The organism is Brachybacterium sp. AOP42-C2-15 (genome assembly GCF_052377065.1).
In the GTDB taxonomy this organism is placed as follows: Bacteria; Actinomycetota; Actinomycetes; order Actinomycetales; family Dermabacteraceae; genus Brachybacterium.
The window spans coordinates 55,504-73,199 of the sequence record NZ_JBQSWK010000011.1 but is presented as its reverse complement, the minus strand read 5'-3'; the positions used below and the strand labels follow the sequence as shown (position 1 = coordinate 73,199).

The following is a 17,696-nucleotide window of genomic DNA, read 5'->3' as shown; positions in this document are numbered from 1 at the left end:
CGTGGCTGATCAGAACCAGGAAATCCCCGCAGATGCCCCCACCCGGGCCGTGATCCTCGCACGCGGGCTCGGCACCCGCATGCGCCGAGCGGACGACACCGCACAGCTCGATGAGCAGCAGGCCCAGGTGGCCGCCAGCGGGGTGAAGGCCCTGATCGACGTGGGTCGCCCCTTCCTCGACTACGTCATCTCCGTCCTCGCCGACGCCGGCGTCACGGAGCTGTGCCTGGTCATCGGCCCGGAGCACGACATGCTGCGCGAGTACGCCGCCCGCATCAGCGGCGGCCGGGTGAGCGTGACCACCGCGATCCAGGCCGAGCCTCGCGGCACCGCCGACGCCGTCGCCGCCGCCCGCGACTTCGCCGGAGACCAGCGCGTGATCGTGCTGAACTCCGACAACTACTACCCGCGCGAAGCGCTCGCCGCTCTCGCCGCAGCTCCCGGCAGCGCACTGGTCGGCTTCGACCGTGCCGCCCTGGTCCGGAGCTCGAACATCCCCGCCGATCGCATCCGAGCCTTCGCGCTGATTGCAGCCGATGCTGAGGGCCACCTGCGCGACATCGTCGAGAAGCCCGATGACGAGACCCTCGCCGCCTACGGTGAGGACGCCCCGGTCTCGATGAACGCCTGGCTGTTCACGCCCGCCATCTTCGATGCCTGCGAGCGCATCGAGCCGTCGGTGCGCGGGGAGCTCGAGATCATCGACGCCGTCCGCCTGCTGCTGGAGGAGGGAGAGGCGTTCACGGTGGTCCCCGCTGCGGTGGGTGTGCTGGACATGTCCTCCCGCGGCGACGTCGCCGCAGTCCAGGCGGCGCTCGCCGGGATCGAGGTGGCGCTGTGAGCGATGTGCTTGCACAGCTCGCCGCCGGGATCGAGGGGGATTCCGTCTCCTGGTTCGTGCCCGGCCGCATCGAGGTGCTCGGCAAGCACACCGACTACGCGGGGGGACGCTCACTGCTCGCCGCCGTCGACGCCGGCCACACCATCACCGCCACGGCCCGCCCGGATCGGGTGCTGACCGTGCACTCGGAGGTGGTGGGCAGCACCGTCACCGTCGACCTCGACCACCGCGAGGCACGCCCCGCCGGAGCCGACGGTCACTGGGGCGGCTATGTCCGCACCGTGGCCGACCGGCTCGATGCGAACTTCCCGGGCCGTCTGCGCGGCGCGGACATCACGATCAGCTCGACCCTCCCGCTCGCGGCCGGGATGTCCAGCTCCTCAGCGCTCGTGGTCGGGCTCGCCCTGACGCTGATCGACCTGGCCGACATCGCCGACGACGAAGCGTTCACCGCCGAGATCACGACCCCGGAGCAGCTCGGCGAGTACCTCGGCACCGTCGAGAACGGTCAGAGCTTCGGCGCTCTCGAGGGCTACCGCGGGGTCGGGACCTTCGGTGGCAGCGAGGACCACACCGCCATGCTCTGCGGGGTCCAGGACGCCCTGGTGCAGTACTCCTTCTGCCCGGTGCGGCACGAGCGCACCATCGCGTTCGGCCCCGAGCTTGCCTTCGTGGTCGCCGTCAGCGGGGTCGAGGCGGCGAAGACCGGCGCCGCGCTCGGCGCCTACAACCGCGTCTCCCTCGCCGTCACCGAGACGCTGCGCCGCTGGCGCGAGGACTCCGGGCGCGAAGATCGCACCCTCGCTGAAGCAGTCGCGAGCGGTCCCGCGGCGGTGGCCCGGCTGCGAGAGCTCACCGCGGAGGACGAGTACCTTCGAGGCCGCCTGAGCCAGTTCCTCACCGAGTCGGAGAGACTGATCCCCGCCGCCGCGGTCGCCCTCGAGGAGGGGGACCTCGAGGAGTTCGGCCGCCTGGTCGACGAGTCCCAGTCCGGTGCTGAGCAGGGCCTGCGCAACCAGGTGCCCGAGACGATCGCGCTGCAGCGACTCGCCCGCGAGCTGGGCGCCCATGCAGCGAGCGCCTTCGGAGCAGGGTTCGGGGGCAGTGTCTGGGCGCTGGTGCCGACGGACGGCGCCGAGGAGTTCGGGCAGCGCTGGCTGGAGGCCTACCGGGCCGCGCACCCGGAGCGCCAGGGCGCCACCGCGTCGGTCACCCGCCCCGGCGGCGCGGCCCGACGCCTTCCTGTCCTGCCTGGGCGACGTGCTGCGAGGGACGAGCGGTAGGAGCCCAGGCGATCTGGTCCTGCCTGGGCGACGTGCTGCGAGGGACGAGCGGTAGGAGCCCAGGCTCACCGGCACTGCCCTGAACCGGCCCGTTCCCGCGTGACACACTGAGCGTGTGAGCACGCCTATGAACTCCTCCCTGCCCTGGCCCACCGACGCCGAGGTGCTGCCGCTGGCCTCTGTGCGCCCGGTCCTGGACCGACTGGCCTCGCTGGTCAACATCTACGAGCAGGACGCCGCCGCGATCCCCGGCCTCGCCGTCACCGAGGAGGAGGTCTCGGCTGATCCGCCGCCCGCCCTCGAGCAGATCGCCGACGAGCTGGGCGGGGTGATCGTGCGCGGGCTGACGATGCTCACCCTCCAGATCGAGGACCGCACCGACGTGGGCCCCTACACCCTGCTCGGCGACGCGACCTCCTTCTACCCCCTGTACGAGACGCCGGAGGCGGCCGTGGTGCTCGCCCTGGACCCGGATGGCACGCCCGGCGCGGTCTACGGCATCGGCGAGGACCTCGCCCTGCAGCTGGCCGCCCCCGACCTCGGCGCCTATCTGGTGCGCTTCGCCGATGCGCTCGAGGCCACCCTCGTCACGCTCGCCGAGCGGGGACCGGTCGCGGAGGATTCGAAGGATGCCCGCACCGACGCCGCGGAGCAGCTGATGGACGAGCACCTGTTCGCCGAGCTGCTGGGCATGACCGAGCTCGCCGAGGGCGTCGAGGTGCCCCTGCAGGACCCTGCGGCCTCGGGTCTCTCGGACCTGCCGGTCGGCGCGCTCGCCGTCGCCGATCTGCGTGAAGCACCGGTCGGCGCGCGCGTGGACCTGATGGAGCTCGAGGTGCCCGGTGACCCGCTCGAGACGCACGTCGCCTGGAGCCGGCACGGCCGCGTGATCGCGGTGCTGGGAGGCTGAACTCCGCGGGCGGCCAGGTTCGCCCTGGCCGTCCGGTGGCGCACCGGTGAACTCTCGGCGCCGCCACGCCTGATGGGGAGAACTCCCCATTCCCGCGGCACGACGCCGCTCCGTAGCGTGAATGCCACGTGGCCACGAGCGGGGGAGATGACGTGACCGGTTTCTGGGGAGCAGACACCGAGGTGCTGCGGCAGACGGCCGGCGCTCTCGGCGGCGGCAGCGAACGGATCGACGACCTCGCCGCTCGGCTCGGCGCGGTGATCGACGCCGTCCACTGGGTCGGGCCGGATGCCGAGTCCTTTCGCGCGGACTGGAGCGGTCAGGTGCGCCCGGGACTGCTCGCGCGCGTCTCCCGGCTCCGGCAGCAGGAGCGAGAGCTCGATGCGCATGCCTGGGAACAGGACGAGACCTCCTCCGCCGGAACCGCCGGAGGTGGCGGCGTGGGACGAGAGGGGCCTGCGGGCAGGGGAGGAGGCCGGGACGCGGCGCCGCCCGTCGTATCCCCACCACCGCCCATATCCCGCACCGACCTGCTCCGGGGCGCCGGAGCCTCCGCCGCCGTCGGCACCATGGCGACCCTCGCTGCCGCAGATCTCCGGCTGATGGCCGGGGGCGTCCCGCCGACCATGCATGCCAAGACCGCTGGGGCTGCGGTGAACACCCTGGACGTCTCCGCGGCGGTCGGCGAGAGCGGGCTCGCCTTCCCCGACTCCGGCATGGAGCTCATTCCACCGGAGACCGCCTCCACCGTCACCGTGGACGGTGACCATGAACTCGCCCCGGTCGCGGACGACGAACCGTTCGGCCTGGACGCGGACGGTGCCCCGCTCGACCTCTCCCCGGACACCACCTACGACGTGGGAGACCACGGCACCTATTACACCGACGGCGAGGGCCGCATCACCTACATCGAGGCCACTGGCGGGGGAAAGGAGATGAACCCCAACCTCCGCGAGGTGTTCCCCGACGCGACGTATCACGTCAACGACTCGACCTTCTATCGCACCGATGAGCTGGGGCGCACCGAGCACATGTACGTTCCCGACGTCATCGTCGACCGCGAGATGTCTCGGAGCCAGTCGATCCAGTCGAAGATCGCCGAGCGCTGGGACATGGCCGGGGACGGCACCTCCGAACCGGTCGAGTTCAACGCCGGGCACATGCTGGCCCGCCAGCTCGGCGGCATCCGCGAGGAGATCAACTACACCCGGCAGTGGGATGAGGTGAACCAGGCCCGCAGCGGGGCGGAGACCATCTACTCCTTTGAATCGCTGATGGCCGACGGCATCGCCGACGACGGCAGCTCCTACTCGTACGAGACCCGCGTGACCTGGGGCGAGGAGCAGCCCGAGGGCGTCAGCCCGGAGCAGGGCAGCGAGCCCTGGGAGTACGTGCCCAGCGGCTATGACGTGCGGATCCACGAGAACGGCGAGCAGATCGTGGAGGAGCACCTGCCCAATTATCCTGACGGAGCCCGCTTCCCCGGCTGACACTCCTGACCGGCACTCCTGAACGACACTGCGAACCGACCCGTGTGGAGGAATCTCCGTTGATGACCCAGACCCCGCCTCCGTCCGACTCTCCGATGGCACGCCAGGGCGCTCTCGTCCATGACCTCGCCGGGGTGCTGCTGAGCTCGCTCGAGCTCTCCGAAGACTGGGCTGCCGTCGCAGCAGCCTTCATCCCTCACGGCGAGGAATGGGCCGGCCGGCTCGTGATCACGGACCGCGACGGAACCACTGGCGGAGGCGATGCCGCCTTCGCGACCGACTCGCAGATCACCCTGCTGCTGGATGCTCTCCAGCAGGCCGCCGCTGAGCAGGAGCAGGCCTTCGTCTCCCTCCGGCTGGAGGCGAGCCGCAGCCCGCAGGAACCGGAACGGATCCGGCTCGAGACGGACATGAACTACGACCGGGACCCCGGCAGCTTCGACGGGCGCGGGGGGATCGACACGGCCTACGCGCACCTGCTCGCCGCCCGCGTCGGCGAGGGTCGCCTGCCCTCCTGGGTGCGGGAGCTGCTCAGGGGCTCCTGACTGCTGTGCGAGCACGGCCTGTCCGCTACCTGCTCTCGGGCATCGGTGCAGGCCGGAGCATGGGTAGTCCTCCCCATGGCCCTCGGGTCGGGGAGTCATTACCGTAGGACCGACAAGTGGGGGATCCGGCGCGGCCGGTCATGGGGATGAAGAAGGGGACCGGCGGCTGATGAACGCATTCTGGGGCGCGGACACCGAGGCTCTGCGGACGATGGGGACGGTGTACTCGCGCCGAGCGGAAGCGCTCGCTGACCTCGAGGCCCTGCTGACCTCGAGCATCGAGAACATCGAATGGATCGGAGAGGACGCCGATCGCTTCCGTGCCGATTGGTCCGGCGTCGTGCGTCCTTCCCTGCAGGACCAGGAGGTCGAGCTGCGCCAGCGGGCGCGCCGACTCGCCCAGCATGCCGACGAGCAGGAGGCCGCCTCCGCACCGGACGGCCCCCTCGGCGGATTCGGCGGCGGGTCCGGGGGCGGCGGATGGTCGAGCCCCGGAGAGTTCCTGCGCGACCTGCTCGGGATGGTGGAGGACGCGCTGCGCGGTACGGGCCCCGGTCGGGGCGGCCCCTTCGCGGAGCTGCTGCGCGAGGTGCTCAGCACCCCGGAAGGGTGCGCGGCGTTCCTGGGCGCCTTCCTCGGCAGCCTGCTGGGTGGCCTGCTCGCCGACATGATCCGCAGCGCGATCGGGATGGGTCTCGCGCTCGAGGGCCTGCTGGCCGGGCTCGGCCTCGCCGGCGGTCTCGGAAACCTGATCGGAGAATCCGGTCAGATCACCCCGCAGGATTCGTTGCTCTCTGACGAGCCCGCCGCGCTGGGGGGCGCTGGCGGTGAGGACTCCGCAGGTGGGGACGCCGCAGGTGAGGACTCCGCTGCAGGGGGCAGCGGTGGCGAGTCCGCGGGCGGCTCCGGCAGCGGTTCCGGGTCCGGTGGCGCATCAGGCTCGGGCGGCGGCTCCGGTGGCGGCGGCGCGGGCGGGGAGTCCGGTACCGGTGCGGAAGCCGGGGTTGAGGGGGCCAGCGAGGGAGCGCCGGCTGGTGACCGCTCGGCGGGTATTCAGGCTCTGGAGAACGGTCCTGCGCAGAGCGCGGGCTCCGGACCCGCCGGACGCATCACGAACGACGGGGAGCAGGGGCCGCGCTCCCTGCTCGAGCGGCTGCTGGAGATGCTCGGCGACGCGCTCGACCCGGGTGCTGCCAGCGGTTCCGTGATCGGCGACCGCATCGGGCACTCCTGACCCATCGGGGTCCGCACGACCTCTCGGCGCCATGGCGGCCCGTTGGCCCTGGCGCAGCCTCTCGGCCCCGGCGCAGCGTGCCCTCCCGGTCGGGGGTCTACCCTGGACGGACCGCCTCCACCCCCGTGAGGCCCCCCGATCAGGAGCCGTGACATGACCACGACCAGCCCTTCTCCCGCTCCGGTCCTCGTCCTCGTCCCGGGTGCCACCGGCGCCCCGACGGACGGCGGCGCCCGCTTCCACCTGGCCGACGCGACCGTCCCACAGCTGTCGGTCACCGACCTCGTCGCGACCCGCGGCGATGGCGTCTTCGAGACCATCGGCGCCTTCGACGGCGTGCCCGTGAACGTCGGCCCCCATCTGGCGCGGCTCGCCCGCAGCGCCGCCCAGGTCGAGCTGCCCGCACCGGACCTCGCCACTCTGTCCGAGGCTGTCGACGCCGCGATCGCCGCCCATGATCCGGTCGCCGAGCTGAGCGTGCGCGTGATGTACACCCGCGGCATCGAGGGCGTCGGCGTCCCCACCTGCTGGATCCACGCCCGTGTCTCCGACGACTGGACCCCGTACCGGGCCGGGATGCGGGTGGCGGCGCTGGACCGCGGCCTGTCCACCGCCGTCGCCGGGACCAGCCCCTGGCTGCTGCCCGGCGCGAAGACCCTCAGCTACGCCGTGAACATGGCCGCCGTGCGCGAAGCGAAGCGGCGCGGCGCGGCCGATGTGCTGTTCGTCGCGAGCGACGGCTATGTGCTCGAGGGACCCACGTCCACGCTGCTGGTGCGCCGCGACGGGCAGTTCCTCACCACTCCGGCCAGTGCCGGTGTGCTCCCCGGAACCAGTGTGAAAACGCTGTTCGACTGGCTGGCCGAGCATGAGGGCGCCGCAGTGACAGAGCAGCTGATGACCGTGGAGGACGTGACCGGCTCCGACGGTGCCTGGCTGCTGTCCTCGACCCGGCTGGCCGCCCCGATCACCCACCTCGACGAGGCCGAGCTGCCGGTGGACCACGAGCTCACCGCCCGCTTCGAGCACGTGCTCAAGGGACAGGCCTGACGCCGCTGCGCTGCCACCGCCCGGCGCTGCCGCGGCGCGCTGTCCGTCCTGCGCTGCCGCGGCCCGCCGCCCGCCCTGCGCTGCCGTAGCGCGCCACCAGGATCGGCCGATTCCGAGCCAGAAATGGCCGGATCTGGCTCGGAATCGGCCGGTCCGGTCCGGTCCGGTCCGTCAGCACGTTCAGGCCCGGGCCAGCACCTCGCGGGCGAGGTCGACGTCGAACACCGCGGTGTCGATCGCTCCGCTGCGCAGCACTCCGAGCACCCCCTCCGCCTTCTCCGCCCCGGCGGCCACTCCCAGCACCTCGGGGATCCGCAGCAGCTCCGAGAAGGTCACCGCGAGCACCCGCTGATCCGTCGGCGCCCCCAGGGGCACTCCGTGCGCGTCGATGAAGCGCCCGCAGACATCACCCACCGGCTGCTGGGCCTCGAAGACGGCCCGCTCGGAGTCGCTCAGCCGCATCAGCTCGAGGACGTGCGGGGAGGAATGCACCCCGTGCGAGCCGATGCCCACGAGCGCGAGCTCCACCTGCGCGGCCGCCGCCAGCACCCTGCCGATGCTGGACTCGGCGCGCAGCGTCGCCACCGTGGTCGCAGATTCGAGCACCGCCGGGGCGTAGAGGGTCTGCGGCGTCGCCCCCAGACGGGAGGCGAGCACCTTCAGCACGGAGTCCCCGGAATCGAACTGGTCCAGTGCGCTGTGCCCGCCCACCAGCGGCAGCACCGCCGGAATGGGCCGCAGCTGGAGGGTCTCCAGCTGCGTGACCACGTTCTGGACCGTCCGCCCCCAGGACACCCCGATGCTGCGCACGCCCGCCGCCCGCTCGGCGAGCATCGCGGCACCCTCGCGAGCCACGGACTCCATCGCCGTGGCCCGCGGGGCGGAGACCACATGCACCGCACGGAGGGAGAACGCGGCCCGCAGCGCCGCCTCGAGGGCCTCGTCACGGCGCGGCGGACCCTCCGGGTCATGGATCGTGATCTCCACGATCCCGCGGTCCCGCGCCTGGGTGAGGATCCGCGAGACGTTCGAGCGGGACAGCCCCAGCTCCTGCGCGACCTCCGTCTGTGATCGACCCTGCTCGTAATAGAGCCGCGCCGCCCGCACCACGACGGCGGAGTCTCGAGGGGCAGGCATGGGCACTCCTGGTCATATGGGGTTGGCGGCGCGCGCAGGACGCGCCCGGCCGGATCAGCCCAGGGTACGCAGGCGGGCGGCGGGAAGGTGCCAGAATCAGGGGGTCGCCACCCGGGGAGGAACCATGAGCACAGATCCGACGCCGCCTGCGGCCGAGGGGCCCGCCACGCCCCTCGTCCTGACCGTGGTCCTGGCCCACCTGGACGTCTCCGACAGCGAGGACGTGCTTCTCTCCCTCGCGGGCCGGCTGCTGGACGCCGGGGCGGTCACCGTCGACTTCCCCGAGGCGCTGCGCACCCGGGAGCGGACCTATCCCACCGGCCTGCCCACACCGATCCCCACCGCGATCCCGCATGCCGATCCGCAGCACGTGGTGGCGCCGGGACTCGCGGTGGCGACGCTCGCCCGCCCCGTGACGTTCGGGGAGATGGGCACCCGCGAGGGCACCGTCGAGGTGCGCCTGGTGGCGATGCCGCTGCTCACCGACACCCGTGAGCATCTCGCAGCGTTGCAGCAGCTGATGGGCCTGCTCAGCGACGAGACCGCCGTGCAGGACCTGCTGGATGCCACCGATGACGAGGAGCTGCGCCGACGGTTCGAGCTGCGCTTGGCGAGCATCCTTCCGCCCGGGCATCAGGCCCCGCCCGCCAGCGGGAATGAGGGGGCCGGCGCATGAGCTCCAGGACTCCCCGGGTGGCCGTGAAGGCGCTCATCGTCCGGAACCGGCAGGTTCTCATGAACCGCTACGTCCACCCCGCCGGGCACGAGATGTTCGAGCTGCCCGGCGGCGGCCAGGAGCACGGCGAGGACCAGCCCACCGCCCTGATCCGAGAGTGCCAGGAGGAGATCGGTGCACGCGTCGAGGTGCATCAGGTGGCCTGCCTGTACGAGTTCATGACCGAGCGGAGCGTGCGCGACGACTCCCCGATCGCGCCCTTCCATCAGGTCAACGTGGCCTACTGGTGCGGGCTGGCCGAGGGGGAGGAGCCCGGCGAGGGCACCGCTCCGGACGGCCGCCAGGCGGGCACTGCCTGGCTGCCGTTGGACCGCCTCGGCGGCTACGACGTGAAACCGCCCGCGCTCGCCCGCTGGCTCGAGTCCGACCCCAGCGACCGGCCGATCTCCCTGGGAGTGAGCCGGGCCTGAGCCGCTAGTCTGGAAGGGCTGACCTACGCGGCCACCTGCCGTGCCCCCAGAGCAAGGAGCATCATGACCACCTCGCCCAGCATCGCCTTCCGTGACGGCCGCTCGATCCCACAGCTCGGCTACGGCGTGTGGCAGGTCGAGAACGCGGTCGCCGCGGAGGTCGTGGTCAGGGCCCTCGAGGCCGGCTACCGCCACGTGGACACCGCCCGCGGCTACAACAACGAGGCGGGGGTGGGCCAGGCCCTGAAGGCCTCCGGCCTCGCCCGCGACGAGGTGTTCGTGACCTCTAAGGTCCCCAATCAGGACCAGGGTCGCGACAAGACCCTCGCCTCCTTCGACGCGACGATGGAGGATCTCGGCCTCGAGGAGCTCGACCTCTACCTGATCCACTGGCCCGCCCCCTCCAAGGGCCTCGCCGTGGAGACCTGGAAGGCGCTCGTGGAGCTGCAGGAGCAGGGCCGGATCCGCTCGATCGGGACCTCGAACTTCCGAATCGAGGACATCATCGCGCTCGAGTCCGAGACGGGTGTGCTGCCGGTGCTCAACCAGATCGAGCTGCACCCGTACCTCCACCAGTCCGAGCTGCGTCAGTTCCATGCCGGCAAGGGCATCGTCACCCAGTCCTGGTCACCGCTCGGTCAGGGCGGCGGCGAGCTCGAGGATCTCGTCATCACCCAGATCTCCGAGGCCCATGGCGCCACCCCCGCGCAGGTGCTGATCGCCTGGAACCTGGCCCTGGGCAACGTGGTGATCCCGAAGTCCGTCACCCCCGAGCGCATCGACTCGAACTTCGCCTCCCTCGAGCTGACCCTCACCGAGGACGAGATCGCGCAGATCAACGCGCTGGACAAGGGTGCCGGCGCCCGCCGGGGCCCGAACCCTGATGAGTTCGCCGGGCACCAGGGCGCCTGAACCGGCGCCCTCCGGGCAGGACGCGCACTAGGATCTGGGGATCCTGCTGCGGCCGGCGCCGGGACAGGACCGGCGTCGGGACAGCGCAGGATCGACAGCCCACCGCACCTCACCGTTGAGGTCGTGGAGCAGGCAGAGCGCAGTGTGGCGCATGAAGGAGCCGGAGCATGAACGAGGACAGCGCCGACGGCGCCCCTGCTGACAACGCTGCTGCTGACAGCACGGCCGACCCTGCCGTTGACATCGCCGCCGTTGACAGCACCGCTGGTGACAGCACCGCGGAGGTGTCGCTGGGCGGTGCGACCGTTCTGCCCGGCGCCGCGATCGTCGGCCTCGAGGCAGACGATGCTCCCGTCGCGCTGAGGGCGCTGTCCGCCCGGCTGCGGGAGATCGGCGCGGTCACCGACTCCTTCGAAGCCGCGGTGCTGCTGCGCGAGGCGAAGCAGCCCACCGGCCTGCCCACTCTGGTGCCCGCGGCGATCCCGCACACCGACCCGGAGCATGTGCTGACCCCGGGTCTCGCCATCGCGATCCCGCGAGACCCCGTGGCGTTCGGTGAGATCGGCTCGTCCGGGGAGCGCACCATCTGGGCGGAGCTGATCGTCATGCTGGTGCTCTCCGACTCGCACAGCCAGCTCACCGCGCTCCAGGACCTGGTGGCCCGGCTGCAGGAGCCCGAGGGTGTGCGCGAGCTGCTCGCCGCGACCGATGACGCGGATCTCGAGCGCCGCGCCCGGGAGTGGCTCGCGGGCTGAGGCGCCGGGGTGCTGCGGCTGCTTCGCAGAGGCCGACCGCACCGGGGCGATCAGCGCAGGTCAGCCGGGCCCGAGAGCTCGGCGGCCTCCTCGGCGGAGCCGCGCCGCTCGGCGCGCTTGTCGTCCAGCTCCTGCTGGTGATCCTGCGTCGAGGACTGGGTGCTCATGGTGCGAGCGGCCGGAGCCAGCTCGGCGAACTGACCGCTGGCTGCGCCGCGGACCCGGTTGTCGGCTCCGGTGGGCGCCGGGTCGTTGCCCGAGCCGGTCAGGTCGCCGCGGATGATGTTGTCGGTGACGTCCACCCCGTCGGTGCTGTCCGAGATGGTGAGGTCTCCGCCGAGGTAGTTGGGGTCCTCGCAGTCGATGAGCGCGCCGCCGGTCCCGATCTGCACGCCGGCGTTGCCGGTGTAGGTGGCCGCGCCGTCGACCTCGCTGCCGCACAGCGCGGTTCCCTCGGCGGCGCTGGTGACGGTGAGATCGCGGGCGACGGTGGAGTCGAGGATATCCGTGTAGAGGGAGTTCTCACTGGTCAGGTGACCGCCGACGGTCACCGTCTGCAGATGCACGAGTCCCTGGGCCACGGTGACGCGGCCGTCGATCGCGGTGTCATAGGAGTAGAGGAAGGGCTCAGCGTCCTCGGCCGCCCGGCCCACGTAGCTGCCGCCCACGGTGGAGGCGTCGAGGTATACGCCGTATCCGCCCCGGGAGACGATGTTGCCGCCGATCTCGGCGCCGGTCCCATCGAAGTAGCCATCAGCCTGCACGACCACCCGCTCGGCGACCGAGGTGTCGGTGACCAGGAGATCGCCGCCGGCCTGGACGCGGACCTCGCCCTCGATGGTCACGTCGGTCAGGACGCAGGAGGAGTCCTTGGCGACGACGAGGTCGCCGGGGACGGTCACGCCCGATGCCTCCCCGTCGCAGTAGGTGGTCAGGGCAGCGCTTGCGCTGCCGGCGCCGAGCGCGAGGCTGGCGGAGGCGAGGGCCATGGTGGACAGGGCAACTGCGGATCGGGAGATGGTGCGCACGTCGAGCTCCTTGTGTCGCCGCGCCCGGCTCTGGACGGAGGCGGGGGTCGTTGATGGGACCTTCCGGCACGACCGTAGCGACTCGCGAGCCCTGGTGCAATCGATTGCTGAAATCTCTGTCGCCGACCTCCGACGAGCGGGCCGACGTCCTACCAGTTCACAGCGGCAGGCGCACGTAGGTGGTCTCGAGGAATTCGGTGAGGCCCTCATGGGAGCCCTCACGGCCCAGCCCGGACTCCTTGACCCCGCCGAAGGGGGCCGACGGATCGGAGGCGACCCCGAGGTTCACCGCGACCATCCCCGATTCGAGCCGGCCGGTCACCGCGGTGATCTCGCGGAGATCCTCCGCGATGACGTAGGCCATCAGCCCGAACTCGGTGTCGTTCGCCGCGGCGGTCATCTCCTCGACGTCATCGAGCACGGTCAGCGGGGCCAGCGGCCCGAAGATCTCCTCGCGATGGATCCGCGCCTCGCGCGGCACGTCGGTGAGCACGGTCGCCGGGAAGAAGAAGCCCGGACCCTCGCTCCGGGTGCCCCCGGTGAGCACCCGTGCGCCACGGTCGACCGCGTCGGCCGTGAGCTCCTCGACCTTCTCGAGCCCGGCCTCGTCGATCAGCGGGCCGAGGGTGGTCCCCGCCTCCGCGCCCGGGCCGAGGACCAGCTGCTCGGTGCGCTCGACCAGCTTCGCGGTGAACTCCTCGGCCACCGAGGAGTGGACGTAGAAGCGATTCGCGGCAGTGCAGGCCTCACCGTTGTTGCGGAACTTCGCGAGCATCGCCGCCTCCACCGCGGTGTCGACGTCTGCGGAGGGCAGCACCAGGAACGGGGCGTTGCCGCCCAGCTCCATGGAGGTCTTCAGCACGTGCTCGGCGGATTGCGCGATGAGGGTGCGGCCCACGCCGGTGGAGCCCGTGAAGGACACCTTCCGCAGCCGGGGATCAGCCATCAGCGTGGAGGACAGGCCCTTCGAATCGCTCGTCACCACGCAGTTCACCACCCCGTCCGGGACACCCGCCTCGGCGAGGATGGCCATCAGCGCGAGCGAGGTCAGCGGAGTCTTCTGGGCGGGCTTGAGCACCACGGTGCAGCCGGCCGCGAGCGCCGGGGCGATCTTCCGGGTGCCCATCGAGAGCGGGAAGTTCCACGGAGTGATCAGCAGGGTGGGGCCGACGGGCCGGGCGACCGTCACGATCGCGTGGTCTGCGGCCGGGGCGTGGCGGAAGCGGCCGGGCAGGCGCACCGCCTCCTCGCTGAACCAGCGCAGGAACTCCGCGCCGTAGGTGACCTCGCCATAGGCCTCCGCGAGCGGTTTGCCCATCTCGAGAGTCATCAGCGCCGCCAGGTCATCGGCCCGCTCGTGGCACAGCTCGTAGGCGCGGCGCAGGATCTCCGAGCGTTCCCGCGGGGTGGTCGCGGCCCAGTCCTCCTGGGCGGTGTGCGCCGCTTCGAGGGCCTGCATGCCGATCGCTGCGGCGTCGGCGTCGACGACCTGCGTGAGTGCCTGGCCGGTGGCCGGGTCGATCACCTCGAGCGAGGGCGTGCCGCCGAGGAAGCTGCCGCCTACGAAGGAGCTGCGCGGGGTGCGCTCGAGCAGCTCGGTGATCGTGGCGGGGGTGAGGGCAGGGCGGTGGGTCATGGGGTGCTCCTCCTGTGGTCGTCGGGGGTCCTTCCCAGTCTGCACCCGCCGTGCGAGCGTTCGCCGACCGTCCGGCCGGGCGCCGCCCGGTCAGGCGCGCGCCACGGCCAGAGCATCCACGGCCCGGATCAGTCCCAGATGGCTGAAGGCCTGGGGGAAGTTCCCGGCCATGCGGCGGGCCCCGGTGTCGTACTCCTCGGCCAGCAGGGTGTCGAGCAGGGCTTCGGCATCGGCCGTGCGGCCGGAGGAGGCGTACTGTTCGACCAGCCAGAAGCAGCACACCAGGAAGGGATGCTCATCGCCGGGCAGGCCGTCCTGGCCCTGGGTGCGGTAGCGCAGGATCAGCCCGTTCTCCACGTGCAGGTCCTGCTCGATCCGCGCGACGGTGGCGAGCACGCGCGGATCATCCGCCGGCAGGAACCCGGTGTGCGGGATCTGGAGCAGAGAGGCGTCCACCTCGGTGGAGTCGTAGGTCTGGGTGAATGCGCCGTCGGGGCCGACGCCGCGGGTCAGCACCTCCTCGCGCACCTGCTCCCGCAGCCGCTCCCAGAGCGCCAGATCCTCGGCGCTCGCCGGCAGGTGATGGCGGCGCACCGCATCGATCGCGCGGTCGAACACCGCCCAGACCATCACCCGGCCGTGGGTGAAGAAGGCGGGCTCCCCGCGCATCTCCCAGATACCCTGATCGGGCTCGTCCAGGCGGTCGATGGTGAAGCGCACGAGCGCCTTCTGCAGCGGCCAGGACCACTGCGTCTCCTCGACGCCGGCATCGCGCATCATCGCCAGGGCGATCATCACCTCGCCCACCACGTCGGCCTGGAACTGACCGGCGGCACCGTTGCCGATCCGCACTGGCGCGGATTCCTCGTAGCCGGGCAGGTGCGTAAGCTCCCGCTCCAGCAGGTTCCGGTCCCCGGTGATCGAGTACATGATCTGCAGCCGCTCGGGATCCCCGGCGATCGCGCGCAGCAGCCATTCCCGCCACCCGGCGGCGGCGTCGACGTGCCCGTGGGTCAGCAGCGCCTCGAGCGAGAGCGCCGCGTCCCGCAGCCAGCAGCCAGCAGAAGCGGTAGTCCCAGTTGCGCACCCCGCCGAAGTCCTCCGGCAGGCTGGTGGTGGCCGCGGCGACGATCCCGCCGGTGCGGCGATGGGTCAGGGCCCTCAGCACCAGCAGGGAGCGGGCCACCGGCTGGGCATGCTCCTCATCGACCCGCACCTGTCCCAGCCAGCCCGTCCACTCCGCGATGGTGCGCTCGAGCTCTCTGCGGGTGTCCTGCACCGGAGGCACCTCGAGCCAGGAGGGGAACCAGGTGAGGACCCAGGCGGTCTCCTCCCCGGCGCCAAGGCGGTGGCGTCCCTGATGGGAGCGGTTCTCTCCGGCGGTCAGCGCCGGTCCGTGCAGCGCGATCCCGTCACCGCCGGCGATCGCGATCAGCACCTTCTCCCCGGCGACATCCTCGCCCCGGCGCACCCAGGGCGCTGCCAGCCCGTATTCGAACCGGATCTTCAGTTCCTGGACCACCTCGACCTCGCCGCCGGTGCAGCGCACCAGGCGGACCAGATCGGCGTGATCCTCGGTGTCACCGCGCAGGGACCCCGCAGAGCCGGGGGAGGAGCCGGACGCAGAGCCCGAGGCCTCGCCCTCGTCGTCGCGCTCGTCATCGGGTTCAGCGTCTCTCTGGTCGCCGTCCTGGTCCCCGTCCTCGTACTGGTCCGCCGGTCCGGTGCCTGGCAAGGCCGAGTCGGAGCTCTCCGCCTCGGGGGTGGAGGCGTCGCCTCCGGCGACCGGCATGAATTCGGTGACCGTCGCCGTGCCGGTGGGGGAGCGCCACGTGGTCTCCAGCACCATCGTGCCGGGAAGGTAGCGGCGTGAGAGGACCTCGCCGTCGGCGATGCGCAACGACCAGTGCCCGTGCTCCTCCGTCCCCAGCAACGAGCAGAACAGTGCGTCGGAGTCGAAGCGCGGCAGGCACAGCCAGTCGATATCCCCCTCGCGCGTGACGAGCGCGGTGGTGCGCTGATCCGAGAGCCGGGCGTGGTCTTCGATGAGGGGTGCAGCCATGCTGCCAGTCCATCACGGCGGGGGCGGATCGGGGAGGTCTACGATGGATTCATGGCTCCAGCGCAGCGCACCGCCCAGACCCTCTCCTTCGACATCCTGGTGATCGGCTGGGGCAAGGGAGGCAAGACCCTCGCCGCCACGCTCGGGGCCGCGGGCCGACGGGTCGCGGTGATCGAGCAGTTCGAGTCCATGCACGGGGGCACCTGCATCAACATCGGCTGCGTGCCCACCAAGACCCTGATCCACGACGCCGAGCAGCGACGGGACGGCGAGGACCCCCAGCAGTTCTGGGCCCGTGCCGTCACCCGCCGCGACACCGTGGTGGGGAAGATGCGCGAGGTCAACCATGCGATGCTCGCCGATCTCGACGCCGTCACCCTGATCGACGGCCGGGCCCGCTTCACCGGCGAGCGCACCGTCGAGGTCACCGGCGGGGCGGACAGCCTGGCCGTGACCGCGCCAGTTGTCATCGTGAACACAGGCGCCTCTCCGGTACGTCCGGACCTGCCCGGCCTCGACTCCGCACGGGTGCATGACTCGACCTCGCTGCAGCATGTGGACCCCTTCCCCGCCCGCCTCGTGATCATCGGCGCCGGACCGATCGGACTCGAGTTCGCCTCGATGTTCGCGGGCTACGGGGCCGAGGTGACAGTGCTGAACCGTCGCGAGCGGCTGCTGCCCGGAGAGGACGCGGACGTCGCCGGCGAGGTCGCCGCCGTGCTCGAGGGAGACGGGATCACCGTGCTGAACTCCGCCTCGGCGCAGGCGATCGAGGATGGCCCGTCCGGCGCCACCGTGGTGGCCGACGGCGGGGGACACGAGCAGCGGATCGAGGCCGACGCGGTGCTGCTCGCGACCGGCCGACGCCCCGCCACCGATGGGCTGGGGCTCGAGGCCGCGGGGATAGAGACCGACCAGCGCGGCGCGATCACCGTCGACGAGCACCTGCGCACCAGCGCCGAGGGCGTGTTCGCGATCGGGGACGTGCACGGCGGTGAGCAGCAGACCTACCTGTCCCTCGACGACTTCCGGGTGGTGCTCTCCCAGCTGACCGGCGAGGGGAACCGCAGCACCTCCTGGAACAGCACTTCCGGGAGCAGTGCGCCCTGGAACAGCACCTCCGGGAGCAGCGCGTCCGGGGGCAGCGCGTCCGGCCGCACCACCACCGACCGCATCGCGGTGCCGACCACCATCTTCCTCACCCCGCCGCTCGCGGCCGTCGGCCTCACCGAGACCGAGGCGCTCGCCGAGGGGCGGAAGATCCTGGTGGCGAGCCAGCAGGTCGCGACCATCAAGGCGATGCCGCGCCCGAAGGCGGTGGCCGATCCACGAGGCCTGGTCAAGATCGTGGTCGACGCGGAGACCGATCAGATCCTCGGCGCGCGACTGTTCCACGTCGACGCCCAGGAGGTCATCAACCTTCTCGCGCTCGCGATGCGCACCGGCACCACCGCGACCCAGCTCAAGAACGGGATCTGGACCCACCCCTCCTCGACCGAGGCGCTCAACGAGACGCTCGGGCAGCTGGCACCGCTGCTGGGCTGAGCGCAGCCAGGGTCGGGAAGACGCGAGGTGCGGCGCAGTGAGGCGCAGTGCCGTGCTGAGACCTGATCTGGTGCTGACTCCTGATCGAGTCGTGAGAAGTGTGCAGTTCCGGGGTCGCTAGC

General features: G+C 71.6%; 15 protein-coding genes and 1 pseudogene. 12 read left to right on the top strand and 4 right to left on the bottom strand.

The features are described 5' to 3' along the window. Window position 1 precedes the first annotated feature (1 nt). From ACT3SQ_RS08095 to ACT3SQ_RS08065, 7 genes are all read left to right on the top strand, one after another. Window positions 2-841: a nucleotidyltransferase family protein gene (locus ACT3SQ_RS08095; protein WP_441444021.1), complete on the top strand. Its 840-nt coding sequence runs from the start codon at window positions 2-4 to the stop codon at window positions 839-841. After that, window positions 838-2,124, top strand: a complete 1,287-nt coding sequence (locus ACT3SQ_RS08090) for a galactokinase family protein (protein ID WP_441444022.1) — start codon at window positions 838-840, stop codon at window positions 2,122-2,124. The genes ACT3SQ_RS08095 and ACT3SQ_RS08090 overlap by 4 nt, the downstream gene beginning before the upstream one ends. Window positions 2,125-2,239: 115 nt before the next feature. Beyond that, window positions 2,240-3,034 carry a hypothetical protein gene (locus ACT3SQ_RS08085; protein WP_441445328.1) on the top strand — a complete coding sequence of 265 codons (795 nt, stop codon included), beginning with the start codon at window positions 2,240-2,242 and terminating at the stop codon, window positions 3,032-3,034. 152 nt (window positions 3,035-3,186) lie between these two features. Further along, window positions 3,187-4,524, top strand: a complete 1,338-nt coding sequence (locus ACT3SQ_RS08080) for a DNA/RNA non-specific endonuclease (RefSeq protein ID WP_441445329.1) — start codon at window positions 3,187-3,189, stop codon at window positions 4,522-4,524. Window positions 4,525-4,586: 62 nt separating this feature from the next. Then, window positions 4,587-5,069 carry a hypothetical protein gene (locus tag ACT3SQ_RS08075; RefSeq protein ID WP_441445330.1) on the top strand — a complete coding sequence of 161 codons (483 nt, stop codon included), beginning with the start codon at window positions 4,587-4,589 and terminating at the stop codon, window positions 5,067-5,069. 169 nt (window positions 5,070-5,238) lie between these two features. Continuing rightward, window positions 5,239-6,303: a hypothetical protein gene (locus ACT3SQ_RS08070; RefSeq protein ID WP_441445331.1), complete on the top strand. Its 1,065-nt coding sequence runs from the start codon at window positions 5,239-5,241 to the stop codon at window positions 6,301-6,303. Window positions 6,304-6,456: 153 nt separating this feature from the next. After that, a complete protein-coding gene (locus tag ACT3SQ_RS08065; RefSeq protein ID WP_441445332.1) occupies window positions 6,457-7,353 on the top strand; it encodes an aminodeoxychorismate lyase in 897 nt (298 codons plus the stop codon). 180 nt (window positions 7,354-7,533) lie between these two features. Here the strand turns inward: ACT3SQ_RS08065 and ACT3SQ_RS08060 are convergent, their stop codons facing one another. Continuing rightward, window positions 7,534-8,490 (bottom strand): sugar-binding transcriptional regulator, encoded by a 957-nt coding sequence (locus ACT3SQ_RS08060; RefSeq protein ID WP_441445333.1) that lies wholly within the window; start codon window positions 8,488-8,490, stop codon window positions 7,534-7,536. Window positions 8,491-8,614: 124 nt separating this feature from the next. Between ACT3SQ_RS08060 and ACT3SQ_RS08055 the strand changes: the two genes are divergently transcribed. The 4 genes from ACT3SQ_RS08055 to ACT3SQ_RS08040 all read left to right on the top strand — a co-directional run bounded on the left by ACT3SQ_RS08055 (window position 8,615) and on the right by ACT3SQ_RS08040 (window position 11,303). Next, on the top strand, window positions 8,615-9,166 hold the full coding sequence (locus ACT3SQ_RS08055) for a PTS sugar transporter subunit IIA (RefSeq protein ID WP_441445334.1): 552 nt from the start codon (window positions 8,615-8,617) through the stop codon (window positions 9,164-9,166). Next, entirely contained in the window at window positions 9,163-9,636 is a 474-nt protein-coding gene (locus ACT3SQ_RS08050) for an NUDIX domain-containing protein (protein WP_441445335.1), read from the top strand. Before ACT3SQ_RS08055 ends, ACT3SQ_RS08050 begins: the two co-directional genes overlap by 4 nt. A 63-nt stretch (window positions 9,637-9,699) precedes the next feature. Continuing rightward, entirely contained in the window at window positions 9,700-10,548 is an 849-nt protein-coding gene (locus ACT3SQ_RS08045) for an aldo/keto reductase (protein ID WP_441445336.1), read from the top strand. Window positions 10,549-10,715: 167 nt separating this feature from the next. Beyond that, window positions 10,716-11,303: a PTS sugar transporter subunit IIA gene (locus ACT3SQ_RS08040; RefSeq protein WP_441445337.1), complete on the top strand. Its 588-nt coding sequence runs from the start codon at window positions 10,716-10,718 to the stop codon at window positions 11,301-11,303. 50 nt (window positions 11,304-11,353) lie between these two features. On the opposite strand, the gene ACT3SQ_RS08035 is transcribed toward ACT3SQ_RS08040, so the two are convergent. The 3 genes and pseudogenes from ACT3SQ_RS08035 to ACT3SQ_RS08025 form a co-directional block, all read right to left on the bottom strand. Next, window positions 11,354-12,331, bottom strand: coding sequence for a hypothetical protein (locus ACT3SQ_RS08035; RefSeq protein ID WP_441445338.1), 978 nt, complete (start codon window positions 12,329-12,331; stop codon window positions 11,354-11,356). Window positions 12,332-12,488: 157 nt separating this feature from the next. After that, complete coding sequence (locus tag ACT3SQ_RS08030; RefSeq protein ID WP_444599111.1) at window positions 12,489-13,967, bottom strand: NAD-dependent succinate-semialdehyde dehydrogenase; 1,479 nt, start codon at window positions 13,965-13,967, stop codon at window positions 12,489-12,491. Window positions 13,968-14,057: 90 nt separating this feature from the next. Further along, window positions 14,058-16,029: pseudogene (locus ACT3SQ_RS08025) on the bottom strand (glycoside hydrolase family 15 protein). 51 nt (window positions 16,030-16,080) lie between these two features. On the opposite strand from ACT3SQ_RS08025, the gene ACT3SQ_RS08020 reads away from it, so the two are divergent. Then, on the top strand, window positions 16,081-17,574 hold the full coding sequence (locus ACT3SQ_RS08020) for a dihydrolipoyl dehydrogenase family protein (RefSeq protein ID WP_441445340.1): 1,494 nt from the start codon (window positions 16,081-16,083) through the stop codon (window positions 17,572-17,574). Window positions 17,575-17,696 lie beyond the last annotated feature (122 nt).

Bases quoted from the DNA above. Each gene is read 5' to 3' on its own strand.
- ACT3SQ_RS08070 (WP_441445331.1), top strand. From the start codon at position 5,239: ATGAACGCATTCTGGGGCGCGGACACCGAGGCTCTGCGGACGATGGGG.
- ACT3SQ_RS08050 (WP_441445335.1), top strand. From the start codon at position 9,163: ATGAGCTCCAGGACTCCCCGGGTGGCCGTGAAGGCGCTCATCGTCCGG.
- ACT3SQ_RS08075 (WP_441445330.1), top strand. From the start codon at position 4,587: ATGACCCAGACCCCGCCTCCGTCCGACTCTCCGATGGCACGCCAGGGC.
- ACT3SQ_RS08045 (WP_441445336.1), top strand. From the start codon at position 9,700: ATGACCACCTCGCCCAGCATCGCCTTCCGTGACGGCCGCTCGATCCCA.
- ACT3SQ_RS08065 (WP_441445332.1), top strand. From the start codon at position 6,457: ATGACCACGACCAGCCCTTCTCCCGCTCCGGTCCTCGTCCTCGTCCCG.
- ACT3SQ_RS08020 (WP_441445340.1), top strand. From the start codon at position 16,081: ATGGCTCCAGCGCAGCGCACCGCCCAGACCCTCTCCTTCGACATCCTG.
- ACT3SQ_RS08055 (WP_441445334.1), top strand. From the start codon at position 8,615: ATGAGCACAGATCCGACGCCGCCTGCGGCCGAGGGGCCCGCCACGCCC.
- ACT3SQ_RS08030 (WP_444599111.1), bottom strand. From the start codon at position 13,967: ATGACCCACCGCCCTGCCCTCACCCCCGCCACGATCACCGAGCTGCTC.
- ACT3SQ_RS08060 (WP_441445333.1), bottom strand. From the start codon at position 8,490: ATGCCTGCCCCTCGAGACTCCGCCGTCGTGGTGCGGGCGGCGCGGCTC.
- ACT3SQ_RS08040 (WP_441445337.1), top strand. From the start codon at position 10,716: ATGAACGAGGACAGCGCCGACGGCGCCCCTGCTGACAACGCTGCTGCT.